Below are 13,170 nucleotides of genomic sequence, written 5' to 3' on the forward strand. Positions count from 1 at the left end.
CACATCGTGGAGGCGTACATGGTGGCATGGACGTGGCGGTTCGAGACGGCCGACGGGACGGAGGTCCAGCCCGCGGTCGCGCCCGAGGAGTTCACCACGCAGGGGGACGCCGAGTCCTGGATCGGGGAGCACTGGAAGGAACTGCTCGCCGGAGGCGCCGACCAGGTGCGGCTGTTCGAGGACGGCACGGAGATCTACGGGCCCATGAGCCTGCACGCCGACGACTAGGGTCGTGCGTCTGGACCAGGCCAGGCTCCGCGAGCCCGGCCTGATCCAAACGAAAGGCCCTGGGCCTGGAGTTTCCCGGAACGCCGGCACCGGGCGGGGGCCGCTCAGCCCTCGCCCGTCCCGCACCGCCCTCACTGCTCGCCCAGGGTGACGTCCACCGTCTTCCGGCGGCCGTCCCGCAGGAACGTCACCGTCGTCCGCTGGCCCGGCTTGTCACCGGCGAGCGCCTCCGCGAGGGACGTCACCGTGGTGATGCGCGTGTCACCGAGCCCGGTGATGATGTCGCCGGCCCTGATCCCCGCCCTGTCGGCCGCGCCCCCGCTCTTGACGTCGACCACCGCGGCCCCGGCCGGCTGGTAGCTGTCGTTCACCACCGTGCGGGCCGAGATGTCGAGGGCCGCGCGTCCCGAGTCGGTGACGTGCCCGGTCCTGATGATCTGGTCGGCGACCGTCTTCACCAGGGACGCCGGGATCGCGAAGCCGATGCCGGGTGCCGCGCCGCCCCCGAGCTCCGGGTCGACCGCGGCGAGCGTGGGGATGCCGATGACCTGGCTGTCGAGGTTGACCAGCGCGCCCCCGCTGTTGCCCGGGTTGATCGCCGCCGAGGTCTGCACCATGTTCGCGATGGTGGCGCCGGTACCCCCGTCGCGGCCCTCGCTGACGGTCCGTCCGGTCGCCGACACGATCCCCTGCGTCACGCTCGAGGCGAGCCCGAGCGGTGAGCCCATGGCGAGCACGATCTGCCCCACCTCGACCTTGGCCGAGTCCCCGAAGGCGGCCGCCCTGAGCCCGCGCGGCACCCTCTCCAGCCGGATGACGGCGAGGTCCTGCTCCGGGTACGAGGAGACGAGCCGGGCGGTCAGGGGCCGCTCGCTGTTGGCGATGGTCACCTCGAACGCCCTGTCGCTTCCGATCACATGGGCGTTGGTGACGATGTGCCCCTTGCCGTCGTAGACCACGCCGGACCCCAGGGCGCTGCCCGTCCTGATCTGCACGACGGACGGCAGGACGTCCTTGACGACCCGCTGGTACTCGCTCTGCAGGTCGTCCGCCGCCGTGGCCGGGGCAGCCCGCGTGCTCGCCGGGTCCTCCGTCCGGGCCGAGGACCCGGAGCCGCCGGTGCAGCCGCCGAGCAGGAGCAGACAACAGACGAGGAGCGGGGCGCACAGCCGGTACGGGACACGGCGGGTACGGGAAGCGTCCATGTCCCGAGTGTCGTCAAGGGCCGACGGCCCTGCCCCCGGTGCTCACCCGAACGAGATCCTCCGGGCGGCTCTCAGCCGCGCACGCCGCACAGATGCAGCAACGCCGCCACCCCGCGGTACGGGTCCGTCCGTCCGGCCCGCTCCTCCACCGCCAGCAGCGTCTCGGGATCGGCGGGAACCGCCGCGTCGTCCGCCGCCGTGTCGGTGAAGACCCGCACCCCGTACCAGGCGCGCAGCGGTGCGCCGATCCCCGCCAGCGTCGCGGTCAACGCCTCCAGCCGGTCCGCGCGCACCTCCAGGCCGAGCCGGTTGGTGTAGGACACGGTGCCGAACGCGGCCAGCGCGGCCGCCCAGTCACCGGACAGGCCCGGCCGCATCGCCAGCGCGTCCCCGTTCCGCACCAGCAGGGAGAGCAGTCCACCGGGCGCCAGCATGCGGGCCATCCCCGCCAGCAGGGGGTCCGGCTCCTCGACGTACATCAGCACCCCGTGGCACAGCACCACGTCGAAGCTGCCGGGCAGGAAGTGCACACCCGTGTCCCGGCCGTCGCCCTCGATGATCCGCATCCGCTCCCGGATGCCCTCCGGCTCACCGGACAGGGCCTCGCGGGCGACGGCGATCATCTTCTCGTCGCGCTCGAGCCCGGTCACCTGGTGCCCCGCCCGGGCCAGGCGCAACGCCTGCGTCCCCTGGCCCATGCCCACGTCGAGCACCCGCAGCCGCTGCCCGACGGGGAACCGCCCGGCTATCTGCTCGTCCAGCTGCCGGGCCACCAGCTCCTGGCGTACGACATCACGCAGCCCGCCCAGCTTGCTCAGCCAGGCGTCCGCCGCACCCCCCGAGAAAGACGTCGTGCTCAGGGCCGCTCTCCGCGCTTGACCTGCGGCTTCGGCAGCCGAAGCCGACGCATCTGCAGGGAGCGCATCAGGGCGTAGGCGACCGCGCCCCGCTTGTTCTGGCCGGGGAAGCGCTCGGTGAGCCGCTTGCGCAGCCGGAACGCGGAGATGATGGAGTCGATCACGATCGCCACGATCACCACGAGCCACAGCAGCAGCGCGATCGACTGCAGCGCACCCACCCGCACCACGCTGAGCACGAGGATGACCACGGCCATGGGCAGGAAGAACTCCGCGACGTTGAGCCGGGAGTCGACGTGGTCGCGCGCGAACTTGCGGACCGGGCCCTTGTCCCGTGCCGGCAGGTACCGCTCGTCTCCGCCGGCCAGCGCCTGACGCTGCTTCTCCAGCGCGACGCGCCGCTCCTCGCGCTGCCGCTTGGCGGCATCCTTGCGCGACATCGAGGTGTTGGCGACGCTGCGCCGCTGGGACTGGGCCTCACTGCGCTTGGGCGTGGGCCTGCCCTTCGGGGCCTGCGGGTCACGGGGCTGCTTGGAGTCGGTCACCGGCGCCTTGTCGGCGATCGGGGCCTTCTCTTCCTTGGCACGGCTACGGAACACAAAACCCAAGGGTACGGGGTGCCCCCGCATGGACCCCAGCCCCGTGGGGAACGATCCGGCAACACCGCTCGTCTCCAGGGGGACAGAGCGGCCGTAAAAGGAAGACCGCCGACGTTCTTCCACAAGTTGGCTGAGGGAATCCCGGCGTCTCCCCGTACGTAAGCCCGGGGGACACCTACTCCCTACGCCGGAGCGGGACCGTACGCAGTCGTCCTTGGGGATGACCGCATCCGTTCCCGAACAGTGCGGTAATGGATGCAGGGCCCGTACTGTGGGTTCTGTCGCAGGACTGTGAGCCGGAGTCGGTCAGAAGGGGGCGCGCGAAGCCCATGAGCGGTGTCATGAAGCGTATGGGGATGATCTTCCGCGCGAAGGCGAACAAGGCCCTTGACCGGGCCGAGGACCCGCGCGAGACCCTCGATTACTCGTACCAGAAGCAGCTGGAGCTGCTGCAGAAGGTGCGCCGCGGCGTGGCGGACGTGGCCACCTCGCGCAAGCGCCTGGAGCTCCAGCTCAACCAGCTCCAGCAGCAGTCGTCGAAGCTGGAGGACCAGGGCCGCAAGGCGCTCGCGCTGGGCCGCGAGGACCTGGCCCGCGAGGCGCTGTCCCGGCGGGCGGCGCTCCAGCAGCAGGTGACGGACCTGGAGACCCAGCACCAGACCCTGCAGGGCGAGGAGGAGAAGCTCACGCTGGCGGCCCAGCGGCTGCAGGCGAAGGTGGACGCCTTCCGTACGAAGAAGGAGACCATCAAGGCGACGTACACGGCGGCCCAGGCACAGACCCGGATCGGCGAGGCGTTCTCCGGCATCTCCGAGGAGATGGGCGACGTCGGCCTCGCCATCCAGCGCGCCGAGGACAAGACGGCCCAGCTCCAGGCCCGCGCCGGCGCGATCGACGAGCTGCTGGCCTCCGGCGCCCTGGACGACCCCTCGGGCATGGCCAAGGACGACATCCAGGCCGAGCTGGACCGGCTCTCCGGCGGTACGGACGTGGAGCTGGAGCTGCAGCGCATGAAGGCGGAGCTGGCGGGAGGCTCGTCCGACCAGCGGCAGGCGCTCGAGGGCGGCACCGGGCAGGGCCAGGGCCAGTCCCAGCCGCAGGACACCCCACGCTTCGACAAGCAGTAGCCGGTCTCGCGCCCGAGGAGGCGACATGATCGTACGGATCATGGGTGAGGGGCAGGTACGCCTGGACGACGCCCACGTCACCGAGCTGAACAAGCTGGACGACGAGTTGCTCGCGGAGATGGAGCACGGCGACGAGGCCGGCTTCCGCCGCACCCTGACGGCACTGCTCGAGGAGGTCCGCCGCCTGGGCGCTCCGCTTCCGGACGACTCCTTGGAACCGTCGGAGCTGATCCTGCCGTCGCCGGAGGCGAGTCTGGAGGAGGTCAGGGAGATGCTGAACGGGGACGGGCTGATCCCGGGCTGACGGTTCTGTCCGGCCCCGGTCAGCGAAATCCAGCCCGTCCGGCCGAAGCAGCGGTCCAGGAGCCCCTGGCGGACGTGCTGGGCAGACCCGGCCTTGGTTCCGCCCGCCGCGGGCGCCCCGTACCGTGAAAGCCGTGAGCACCCTGGAACGCACCCGGTGCCAGATCCGCGCCCATCCCCTCGCTCTGGACGCCGTGCTGGCCCTCGGTGTCCTCGTCGTCATGCTGGCCACCTCCTTCGCCGACCCCCACGGCGAAGGTGCCACCTGGGGCGCCCACACCCCCGACGCCCTCAGCCTCGTCCTCATGGTGCTCGGCGCGGCAGCGCTGGTCCTCCGCAGGCGGCGCCCCATGGCCGTCCTCACCGTCACCGTCGCCCTGTCCCTCGTGGAGCTGGTCACCGCCGACCCGCGCGCCCCCGTCGCGATGTCCGCCGTGGTCGCCCTCTACACCGTCGCCTCCACCACCGACCGCCCCACCACCTGGCGCGTCGGCCTGCTGACCATGACCGTCCTCACCGCCGCCGCCATGCTCACCGGCCCCCTGCCGTGGTACGCCCAGGAGAACCTCGGCCTCTTCGCCTGGACCGGTATGGCCGCGGCCGCCGGCGACGCCGTGCGCAGCCGCCGCGCCTTCGTCCAGGCCATCAAGGAGCGCGCCGAACGTGCGGAGCGCACCCGCGAGGAGGAGGCCCGCCGCCGCGTCGCCGAGGAGCGGCTGCGCATCGCCCGCGACCTGCACGACGTCGTCGCCCACCACATCGCCCTGGTCAACGTGCAGGCCGGGGTCGCCGCCCACGTCATGGACAAGCGGCCCGACCAGGCCAAGGAAGCCCTCGCCCACGTCCGCGACGCCAGCCGCTCCGCACTCAACGAGCTCCGCGCCACCGTCGGCCTGCTCCGCCAGTCCGGCGACCCCGAGGCCCCCACAGAACCCGCCCCCGGCCTCGCCCGCCTCGACGAGCTCGCCGACACCTTCCGCAGCGCAGGGCTCCCCGTGGAGGTCGCCCGCGCCGACGACGGCACGGCCCTGCCCGCCGCCGTGGACCTGGCGGCGTACCGCGTCATCCAGGAGGCCCTCACCAATGTGCGCAAGCACGCGGGGCCCACCGCCAAGGCCGAGGTCAGCGTCGTCCGCGTAGGCCCGGACGTGGAGATCACCGTCCTCGACGACGGCCCCGGCGAGGACACCGCACCCGGCGACGACGACGGCCACGGCGGCCACGGCCTGCTCGGCATGCGGGAGCGCGTCACCGCCGTCGGCGGCTCCCTCACCACGGGTCCCCGCTACGGAGGCGGCTTCCGGGTCCATGCCATCCTGCCGGTCGAGAAGCCCACGACGACCGCAGCAGGGGAGACCGTGTGACCGCCGCCCAGGGAGCGCCCGTATGACCATCCGTGTCCTGCTCGCCGACGACCAGGCGCTGCTCCGAAGCGCCTTTCGCGTGCTCGTCGACTCCGAGCCGGACATGGAGGTGGTGGGCGAGGCGTCCGACGGCGCGGAGGCGGTACGGCTCGCCAAGGAGCGGGGCCCCGACGTCGTCCTCATGGACATCCGCATGCCCGGCACGGACGGCCTCGCCGCCACCCGCCTGATCAGCGCCGATCCTGCCCTCGCCCATGTCCGGGTGGTCATCCTGACGACCTTCGAGGTCGATGACTACGTCGTGCAGTCGCTGCGCGCCGGCGCGTCCGGCTTCCTCGGCAAGGGCTCCGAGCCCGAGGACCTGCTGAACGCCATCCGCGTCGCGCACGACGGCGAGGCACTGCTGTCGCCCGCCGCCACCAAGGGACTCATCGCCCGGTTCCTCGCCCAGGGCGACGACGACGGCCGCGACCCGGCCCACTCCGACCGGCTCGGCACCCTCACCGGCCGGGAGCGCGAGGTGCTCGTCCAGGTCGCCGGCGGTCACTCCAACGACGAGATCGCCGAGCGCCTGGAGGTCAGCCCACTGACGGTGAAGACACACGTCAACCGCGCCATGGCGAAGCTGGGCGCCCGCGACCGGGCACAACTGGTGGTCATCGCCTACGAGTCGGGACTGGTGCGTCCGCGGGTGGAGTGAGCGGCCTGCGGGCGATGCGCCCACCGGTACATCCACGGGTGGAGTGCCCTCCAACTCGCCGTACTGCGGCCGCAGTAGCGCTCCGGTCGGGAAATGGACCCTGGGCTGACAGATCGGTGTCGGCGGATGGCTGAGGGTGTAGGGGCGGGCGCTCATCCGCTCGCACACCTTCCGCTCAGCCACAGAGAGAGACGCCGACCCATGTCCTGGCTGTCACGCTTCAGCCTCGCGCAACGGGCTCTGATCGGTCTCGTGTCGATCGTCGCGCTCGTCTTCGGGGCGATCGCCATACCGCAGCTCAAGCAGCAACTCCTGCCCACCATCAACCTGCCCGTGGTCTCCGTCCTGGCCCCGTACCGGGGCGCGTCGCCCGACGTGGTCGAGAAGCAGGTCGTGGAGCCCCTCGAGAACACCCTGAAGGCCGTCTCCGGCATCAAGGGCGTCACCTCCACGGCGAGCGAGGGCAACGCCGTCATCACGGCGTCCTTCGACTACGGCAACGACACCAAGCAGCTCGTCGCCGATGTGCAGCAGGCCGTCAACCGGGCCCGCGCCCAGCTCCCGGAGTCGGTGGACCCGCAGGTCATCGCCGGTTCGACGGACGACCTGCCGGCCGTCGTCCTCGCCATCACCTCGGACAAGGACCAGCAGGCCCTGGCCGACCAGCTCGACCGGACGGTCGTACCCGCACTGAAGAACATCGGTGGTGTCGGCCAGGTCACCGTGGCGGGCGTACGCGACCTGCAGGTCACCGTCACACCCGACGACACGAAGCTCGCCCGGGCCGGGCTGACCACGGCCGCGCTCGGCCAGGCCCTGCAGGCGGGCGGTGCGACGGTGCCGGCGGGCTCCTTCGACGAGAACGGCAGCAACCGCACCGTCCAGGTCGGTGGCGCCTTGACCTCGCTGCGGCAGATCGAGGACCTGATGGTCCCGGGACAGCCCGGCAAGCAGCCCGTACGCCTCGGTGACGTGGCCACGGTCAGGCAACAGGAGGCCCAGGCCGACTCCATCACCCGTACGGACGGCAGGCCCAGCCTCGCCGTGAACGTCACCATGGACCACGACGGCAGCGCGGTCTCCATCTCGAACGCGGTCAAGGACAAGCTGCCCGACCTGCGCAGGCAACTCGGCTCCGGCGCGAAGATCACCGTGGTCAGCGACCAGGGACCGGCCGTGTCCAAGTCCATCCACGGGCTGACCACCGAGGGCGCGCTCGGCCTGCTCTTCGCGGTCCTCGTGATCCTGGTGTTCCTCACCTCGGTCCGCTCCACCCTGGTCACCGCGGTGTCGATCCCGCTCTCGGTGGTCCTCGCCCTGATCGTGCTGTGGTCGCGCGACCTGTCGCTGAACATGCTCACGCTCGGTGCGCTGACCATCGCGATCGGCCGGGTCGTCGACGACTCGATCGTGGTCCTGGAGAACATCAAGCGGCACCTCGGCTACGGCGAGGAACGCCGCACGGCCATCCTGAACGCGGTACGCGAGGTCGCGGGCGCGGTGACGTCCTCGACGCTCACGACGGTCGCGGTCTTCCTGCCGATCGGCCTGGTCGGCGGAATGGTGGGCGAGCTGTTCGGCCCGTTCTCGCTGACCGTGACGGCGGCCCTGCTGGCCTCGCTGCTGGTGTCGCTGACGGTCGTGCCGGTGCTGTCGTACTGGTTCCTGCACGCGCCGAAGAACCGGCCCGAGGACGCGGCCGAGGCGCGCCGCGCGGCGGAGGAGAAGGAGGCGCGGAGCCGACTGCAGCGCTTCTACGTCCCCGTGCTGCGGTTCGCGACCCGGCGCCGCCTCACCAGTGTGGCGATCGCGGTGGTCGTCCTGGTCGGCACGTTCGGCATGGCGCCACTGCTCAAGACGAACTTCTTCGACCAGGGCGACCAGGAGGTCCTCACCGTCAAGCAGAAGCTGAAGCCGGGCACGAGCCTGGCCGCGACGGACGCCTCGGCCAAGAAGGTCGAGAAGATGCTCGCCGGGGTGAAGGGCGTCAAGGACTACCAGGTCACCGTCGGCTCCTCCGGTTTCATGGCCGCGTTCGGCGGCGGCACCGACACCAACCAGGCGTCGTACTCCGTGATGCTGGACGGCACCGCGAAGTACGAGGACGTGCAAAGCCGCATCGAGGACGGTCTGGCAAAGCTCTCCGGGATCGGTACGACCACGGTGTCGGCCGGGGACGGCTTCGGCAACCAGAACCTGAGCGTGGTGGTGAAGGCGTCCGACGCGGACGTGCTGCACAGGGCGTCGGAGCAGGTCCGCGCCGAGGTCGCGAAGCTGAAGGACGTCACGGACGTGACCAGCGACCTCTCCGAGAGCGTGCCGCGCGTCTCGGTGAAGGCGAACGCGCGTGCGGCGGCGGCCGGTTTCAACGACCAGACGCTGGGGGCGGCGGTCACCGAGGCCGTGCAGGGCTCCACCACTGGCAAGGCGGTCCTGGACGACGCCGAGCGGGACATCGTGATCAGGGCTGCGAAGCCGGCGCAGACGCTGGATCAGCTGAAGAACCTGCGCCTCGGCCCGGTGAAGCTGGGCGACATCGCCACGGTGAAGCTGGTGGACGGCCCGGTGTCGATGACCCGGATCGACGGTCAGCGAGCGGCGACGATCACGGCGCGGCCGACCGGTGACAACACGGGCGCGGTCAGCTCGGCGCTCCAGTCGAAGATCAACGCCCTGAAGCTCCCGGCAGGCGCGACGGCGGAGATCGGCGGGGTCTCGCAGGACCAGAGCGACGCGTTCAAGAACCTGGGCCTCGCGATGCTGGCGGCGATCGCGATCGTCTTCATGCTCCTGGTGGCGACCTTCCGCTCGCTCGCCCAGCCGCTGATCCTGCTGGTCTCCATCCCGTTCGCGGCGACGGGCGCGATCGGCCTGCTGGTCGCCACCGGCACCCCGATGGGGGTTCCGGCGATGATCGGCATGCTGATGCTGATCGGCATCGTGGTGACGAACGCGATCGTGCTGATCGATCTGATCAACCAGTACCGGAAGCAGGGGTACGGCGTGGTCGAGGCGGTCGTCGAGGGTGGCCGCCACCGCCTGCGCCCGATCCTGATGACGGCCCTGGCGACGATCTTCGCCCTGCTCCCGATGGCGCTGGGCGTCACAGGGGAGGGCGGCTTCATCGCCCAGCCGCTGGCGGTGGTGGTGATCGGCGGCCTGGTCACGTCCACGCTGCTGACCCTGCTTCTGGTCCCGACCCTGTACGCGATGCTGGAACTCCGCAAGGAGCGACGGGCGAAGAAGCGCGCGGCGAAGCGGAGGCCGCCCGTTCAGGCGGAAGCCGACGCCGAGTCCGGCGAGCCGGAGCCCGCGCAGGTCTGACGGCCGTACGTACGACGAAGGGGCGCCCCGTGAGCCACGGGGCGCCCCTTCGCGCTTGGACCTCGGACCTTACGCCTTCAGCGAGTTGACGAAAGCGTCCCAGGCAGTGGCTGGGACGACGATGACCGGGCCGTGGGGGTTCTTGCTGTCGCGTACGGGGACGACGCAGGGGAAGTCCTCGGTGAGGTCGACGCATTCGCCCCCATTGGTGTTGCTGTAGCTGCTCCGGCGCCACCGGGCGGAGTTCAGCTCGGGGGTGTGTCGCATGGCTCGTAGTCCTGCATCGCGTCTCGGATCAACTCCGCCGAGGCCGCCGGTGAAAGGGCTCTGGCCCGGAGCACTTCGTAGCGCCGACGCCATTTCTTCGCCGAGTCCTGGTCCTCCTGCGCCGACCGCCGCAGGTCGCCGCTGAGAAAGCCTCTACCATCCGGTTGATCACTCGAACCGGGGAGGGGACATGGCCGAGGGCCGGGAAACGGACGCGGTTGCCGAGAGGCCGGTGGAGCTGGCCTACCGGCCGACCGTCGGCGAATTGGCGTCCGCGCTGCGCGCACGCGCGAGGAGCACCGGCGCGGGACGCTTCCAGCGCTTGGTGCTGGTCTGGACGGTGGCGGTCACGACCGTCGGCGCCCTGATATCGGCGGCCGGCTCCGGCCACCGGAACACACCGTGGCCGCTGTATGCGGGGGTGGTGGTCCTCGTCGCCTTCAGGACTGCGGTGCCGTGGTTGCAGGCGCGACGCTTCCACCGGCTCGCCGAACGGCAAGGGGACATCCGCGGGGCGGTCGACGACACCGGGATCCGGCTCACCACCGCGCACAGCTCGGCCAGCCACGACTGGCACCTCTACTCGCGCTATGTCGAGACGCCGGAGCTGTTCGTGCTTCTCAGCGCCGACAAGTCCGCCGTCGGCTTCGCCGTCCTGCCCAAGCGGGCCGTGGCGGACGCGGAGGAGGTGGACCGGCTGCGGGCGGTCCTCGACCGGCGGCTCGTGCGCGCGGACGACGCCGAGGCGCCCGGAACCCCGCGAAGCCGGGGCCGGGCCGTCGGCCGCGGGGTCGGCTCCGTCGGACTGTTGCTGCTGGGGCTGCTGCTGTTCTTCTTCGCCTTCGCTGCCGTCCAACGCGTCGCGCACCCGGACAGCTTTCCCGGGATCCAGAACAACACCGCCCCGATATCGGCCGTCATGCTCGGGCTGGGGACGCTTGCGGTCGCCGGGTCTTGGTGGCTCGTACGGCGGATGGCCGTCATGCGGATCGTGACCGCCGTGCTCGCCGTCCTTGTCCTGCTGGCCGGCGGCGCCGCCCTGTATCGCGTTGGGCCGATGCTCCACTGCTGGGGCTCGGACCGCATCGCCCGCCAGCCCGAGGGCGCCTACGTCTGCTACGACTTCTAGCGGTGGGCGAGAGCTCGTCGCTGCGGCCGCGTCCAGGAACGCGGCCACAACGGTGGAGGCGCCGCTCACGCTGAGCGGCGCCTCCACCCGCGTACAGACGAAACCGCTACGGCAGCGCCAGCATCCGCTCCAGCGCCAGCTTCGCGAACGCCTCCGTCTCCTTGTCCACCTCGATGCGGTTGACCAGGTTGCCCTCGGCCAGGGACTCAAGGGCCCACACCAGGTGCGGCAGGTCGATGCGGTTCATCGTGGAGCAGAAGCACACCGTGCGGTCGAGGAAGACGATCTCCTTGCCCTCCGGCGCGAAACGGTTCGCCAGGCGGCGGACCAGGTTCAGCTCCGTGCCGATGGCCCACTTGGAGCCCGCCGGGGCCGCTTCCAGCATCTTGATGATGTACTCGGTCGAACCCACGTGGTCCGCCGCCGCGACCACCTCGTGCCTGCACTCGGGGTGCACCAGCACGTTCACACCCGGGATCCGCTCCCGCACGTCGTTCACCGAGTCCAGGCTGAAGCGACCGTGCACCGAGCAGTGGCCGCGCCAGAGGATCATCTTCGCGGCGCGCAGCTCGTCGGCGGTCAGGCCGCCGTTCGGGCGGTGCGGGTTGTAGACGACGCAGTCCTCGAGGGACATGCCCATGTCGCGGACGGCGGTGTTGCGGCCCAGGTGCTGGTCCGGCAGGAACAGGACCTTCTCACCCTGCTGGAACGCCCACTCGAGCGCACGCCGGGCGTTCGACGACGTGCAGATCGTGCCGCCGTGCTTGCCCGTGAACGCCTTGATGTCCGCGGACGAGTTCATGTACGACACCGGTACGACCTGCTCGGCGATCCCCGCCTCGGTCAGCACGTCCCAGCACTCGGCGACCTGCTCGGCCGTCGCCATGTCGGCCATGGAGCAGCCGGCCGCGAGGTCGGGCAGGACCACCTTCTGGTGGTCGGACGTCAGGATGTCCGCCGACTCCGCCATGAAGTGCACACCGCAGAAGACGATGTACTCGGCCTCCGGCCGCGCCGCGGCGTCCCGGGCCAGCTTGAAGGAGTCGCCCGTGACGTCCGCGAACTGGATGACCTCGTCGCGCTGGTAGTGGTGCCCGAGCACGAACACCTTGTCGCCCAGCTTCTCCTTGGCCGTGCGGGCGCGCTCGACCAGGTCCGGGTCGGACGGGGAGGGAAGCTCGCCGGGACACTCGACGCCCCGTTCGCTCTTCGGGTCGGCCTCACGGCCGAGGAGCAGGAGGGCGAGGGGCGTCGGCTGTACGTCGAGCTCCTGGGTCTGGGCGGTGGTCACGGCACGCACCCTTTCTGTTCTGCGGCTCGCCGACCCTGGGAGGGGCCGGCGGGACATGCTGGACACGCCTTTTCGTCGAATTGACGCTATCTATCATAACCGCTTCATGTCACTTTGACGATGGCGATAGCGTCGATGTGACGTGAATCCCGGCCTCCCCCCGGGCCGTCCCTCCACAGGCCGGTATGCGTGTTCCGGCGTGTATGCGAGCATGAGGAAGAAGCGAGACGCGAAAAGACGGGCGCGGGCCCGGAATGAATCCGCGGCCACGCCGGTTGCACTCGTCGGCAAGCAGTCTCCGTACAACCCGGGAGAGATGTAGATGTCCGTACAGGACGAGACCACCACCGTCACCGACGGCATCATCCTGACCGACGCCGCCGCGGCCAAGGTCAAGGCCCTGCTCGACCAGGAAGGCCGTGACGACCTGGCGCTGCGCGTCGCGGTTCAGCCCGGCGGCTGCTCCGGCCTGCGCTACCAGCTCTTCTTCGACGAGCGCTCGCTCGACGGCGACGTGGAGAAGGACTTCGGCGGGGTGAAGGTCGTCACCGACCGCATGAGCGCCCCGTACCTGGGCGGCGCGACCATCGACTTCGTCGACACCATCGAGAAGCAGGGCTTCACCATCGACAACCCGAACGCTACGGGCTCCTGCGCCTGCGGCGACTCCTTCAGCTGAGCAGCGCCCACCAGCAGGCGTGTGAAGGCGGCGTCCCCCACCCCCCGGGGGCGCCGCCTTCGTCCGTCCGTGGAGCCTGCTACTGCGGTCCGTTCGT

13 protein-coding genes are annotated in these 13,170 nt (G+C 70.8%); 8 read left to right on the forward strand and 5 right to left on the reverse strand.

The genetic code is table 11. The features are described from left to right. Nucleotides 1-18 precede the first annotated feature (18 nt). Nucleotides 19-228 carry a hypothetical protein gene (locus ACFYZE_RS02455; RefSeq protein ID WP_388987322.1) on the forward strand — a complete coding sequence of 70 codons (210 nt, stop codon included), beginning with the start codon at nucleotides 19-21 and terminating at the stop codon, nucleotides 226-228. A gap of 131 nt (nucleotides 229-359) precedes the next feature. Here the strand turns inward: ACFYZE_RS02455 and ACFYZE_RS02460 are convergent, their stop codons facing one another. From ACFYZE_RS02460 to ACFYZE_RS02470, 3 genes are all read right to left on the reverse strand, one after another. Further along, entirely contained in the window at nucleotides 360-1,433 is a 1,074-nt protein-coding gene (locus ACFYZE_RS02460) for a S1C family serine protease (protein ID WP_388987324.1), read from the reverse strand. A 71-nt stretch (nucleotides 1,434-1,504) separates the two neighbouring features. Continuing rightward, nucleotides 1,505-2,206, reverse strand: coding sequence for a class I SAM-dependent methyltransferase (locus tag ACFYZE_RS02465; protein ID WP_388987327.1), 702 nt, complete (start codon nucleotides 2,204-2,206; stop codon nucleotides 1,505-1,507). An 83-nt stretch (nucleotides 2,207-2,289) separates the two neighbouring features. Then, nucleotides 2,290-2,919 (reverse strand): DUF3043 domain-containing protein, encoded by a 630-nt coding sequence (locus ACFYZE_RS02470; protein ID WP_388987331.1) that lies wholly within the window; start codon nucleotides 2,917-2,919, stop codon nucleotides 2,290-2,292. A gap of 299 nt (nucleotides 2,920-3,218) precedes the next feature. Here ACFYZE_RS02470 and ACFYZE_RS02475 point away from each other — a divergent pair, with 299 nt between their 5' ends. The 5 genes from ACFYZE_RS02475 to ACFYZE_RS02495 all read left to right on the forward strand — a co-directional run bounded on the left by ACFYZE_RS02475 (nucleotide 3,219) and on the right by ACFYZE_RS02495 (nucleotide 9,707). Beyond that, nucleotides 3,219-4,016, forward strand: a complete 798-nt coding sequence (locus ACFYZE_RS02475) for a PspA/IM30 family protein (RefSeq protein ID WP_388987334.1) — start codon at nucleotides 3,219-3,221, stop codon at nucleotides 4,014-4,016. Between the two features lie 25 nt (nucleotides 4,017-4,041). Further along, a complete protein-coding gene (locus tag ACFYZE_RS02480; RefSeq protein ID WP_388987337.1) occupies nucleotides 4,042-4,320 on the forward strand; it encodes a hypothetical protein in 279 nt (92 codons plus the stop codon). 133 nt (nucleotides 4,321-4,453) lie between these two features. Then, nucleotides 4,454-5,683 carry a sensor histidine kinase gene (locus ACFYZE_RS02485; RefSeq protein WP_388987340.1) on the forward strand — a complete coding sequence of 410 codons (1,230 nt, stop codon included), beginning with the start codon at nucleotides 4,454-4,456 and terminating at the stop codon, nucleotides 5,681-5,683. 22 nt (nucleotides 5,684-5,705) lie between these two features. After that, nucleotides 5,706-6,383, forward strand: a complete 678-nt coding sequence (locus tag ACFYZE_RS02490) for a response regulator (RefSeq protein WP_388987343.1) — start codon at nucleotides 5,706-5,708, stop codon at nucleotides 6,381-6,383. Between the two features lie 201 nt (nucleotides 6,384-6,584). After that, a complete protein-coding gene (locus ACFYZE_RS02495) occupies nucleotides 6,585-9,707 on the forward strand; it encodes an efflux RND transporter permease subunit (protein ID WP_388987346.1) in 3,123 nt (1,040 codons plus the stop codon). A gap of 69 nt (nucleotides 9,708-9,776) precedes the next feature. On the opposite strand, the gene ACFYZE_RS02500 is transcribed toward ACFYZE_RS02495, so the two are convergent. Next, complete coding sequence (locus ACFYZE_RS02500; protein ID WP_388987349.1) at nucleotides 9,777-9,974, reverse strand: DUF397 domain-containing protein; 198 nt, start codon at nucleotides 9,972-9,974, stop codon at nucleotides 9,777-9,779. Nucleotides 9,975-10,164: 190 nt separating this feature from the next. Between ACFYZE_RS02500 and ACFYZE_RS02505 the strand changes: the two genes are divergently transcribed. After that, nucleotides 10,165-11,103, forward strand: coding sequence for a YcxB family protein (locus ACFYZE_RS02505; protein WP_388987352.1), 939 nt, complete (start codon nucleotides 10,165-10,167; stop codon nucleotides 11,101-11,103). A gap of 106 nt (nucleotides 11,104-11,209) precedes the next feature. On the opposite strand, the gene nadA is transcribed toward ACFYZE_RS02505, so the two are convergent. Next, nucleotides 11,210-12,394, reverse strand: coding sequence for a quinolinate synthase NadA (gene nadA, locus ACFYZE_RS02510; protein WP_388987355.1), 1,185 nt, complete (start codon nucleotides 12,392-12,394; stop codon nucleotides 11,210-11,212). Between the two features lie 322 nt (nucleotides 12,395-12,716). Here nadA and ACFYZE_RS02515 point away from each other — a divergent pair, with 322 nt between their 5' ends. Then, nucleotides 12,717-13,073, forward strand: coding sequence for an iron-sulfur cluster assembly accessory protein (locus tag ACFYZE_RS02515; protein WP_055491910.1), 357 nt, complete (start codon nucleotides 12,717-12,719; stop codon nucleotides 13,071-13,073). The last annotated feature ends 97 nt before the right edge of the window (nucleotides 13,074-13,170 follow it).

The sequence above is a fragment of the Streptomyces sp. NPDC001796 genome, from assembly GCF_042892355.1.
In the GTDB taxonomy this organism is placed as follows: Bacteria; Actinomycetota; Actinomycetes; order Streptomycetales; family Streptomycetaceae; genus Streptomyces.

Excerpts from the sequence above, each read along its gene's own strand:
- ACFYZE_RS02455 (WP_388987322.1), top strand. The coding sequence starts at position 19 with ATGGTGGCATGGACGTGGCGGTTCGAGACGGCCGACGGGACGGAGGTC.
- ACFYZE_RS02460 (WP_388987324.1), bottom strand. The coding sequence starts at position 1,433 with ATGGACGCTTCCCGTACCCGCCGTGTCCCGTACCGGCTGTGCGCCCCG.
- ACFYZE_RS02470 (WP_388987331.1), bottom strand. The coding sequence starts at position 2,919 with ATGCGGGGGCACCCCGTACCCTTGGGTTTTGTGTTCCGTAGCCGTGCC.
- ACFYZE_RS02475 (WP_388987334.1), top strand. The coding sequence starts at position 3,219 with ATGAGCGGTGTCATGAAGCGTATGGGGATGATCTTCCGCGCGAAGGCG.
- ACFYZE_RS02480 (WP_388987337.1), top strand. The coding sequence starts at position 4,042 with ATGATCGTACGGATCATGGGTGAGGGGCAGGTACGCCTGGACGACGCC.
- ACFYZE_RS02490 (WP_388987343.1), top strand. The coding sequence starts at position 5,706 with ATGACCATCCGTGTCCTGCTCGCCGACGACCAGGCGCTGCTCCGAAGC.
- ACFYZE_RS02495 (WP_388987346.1), top strand. The coding sequence starts at position 6,585 with ATGTCCTGGCTGTCACGCTTCAGCCTCGCGCAACGGGCTCTGATCGGT.
- ACFYZE_RS02500 (WP_388987349.1), bottom strand. The coding sequence starts at position 9,974 with ATGCGACACACCCCCGAGCTGAACTCCGCCCGGTGGCGCCGGAGCAGC.
- ACFYZE_RS02505 (WP_388987352.1), top strand. The coding sequence starts at position 10,165 with ATGGCCGAGGGCCGGGAAACGGACGCGGTTGCCGAGAGGCCGGTGGAG.
- ACFYZE_RS02515 (WP_055491910.1), top strand. The coding sequence starts at position 12,717 with ATGTCCGTACAGGACGAGACCACCACCGTCACCGACGGCATCATCCTG.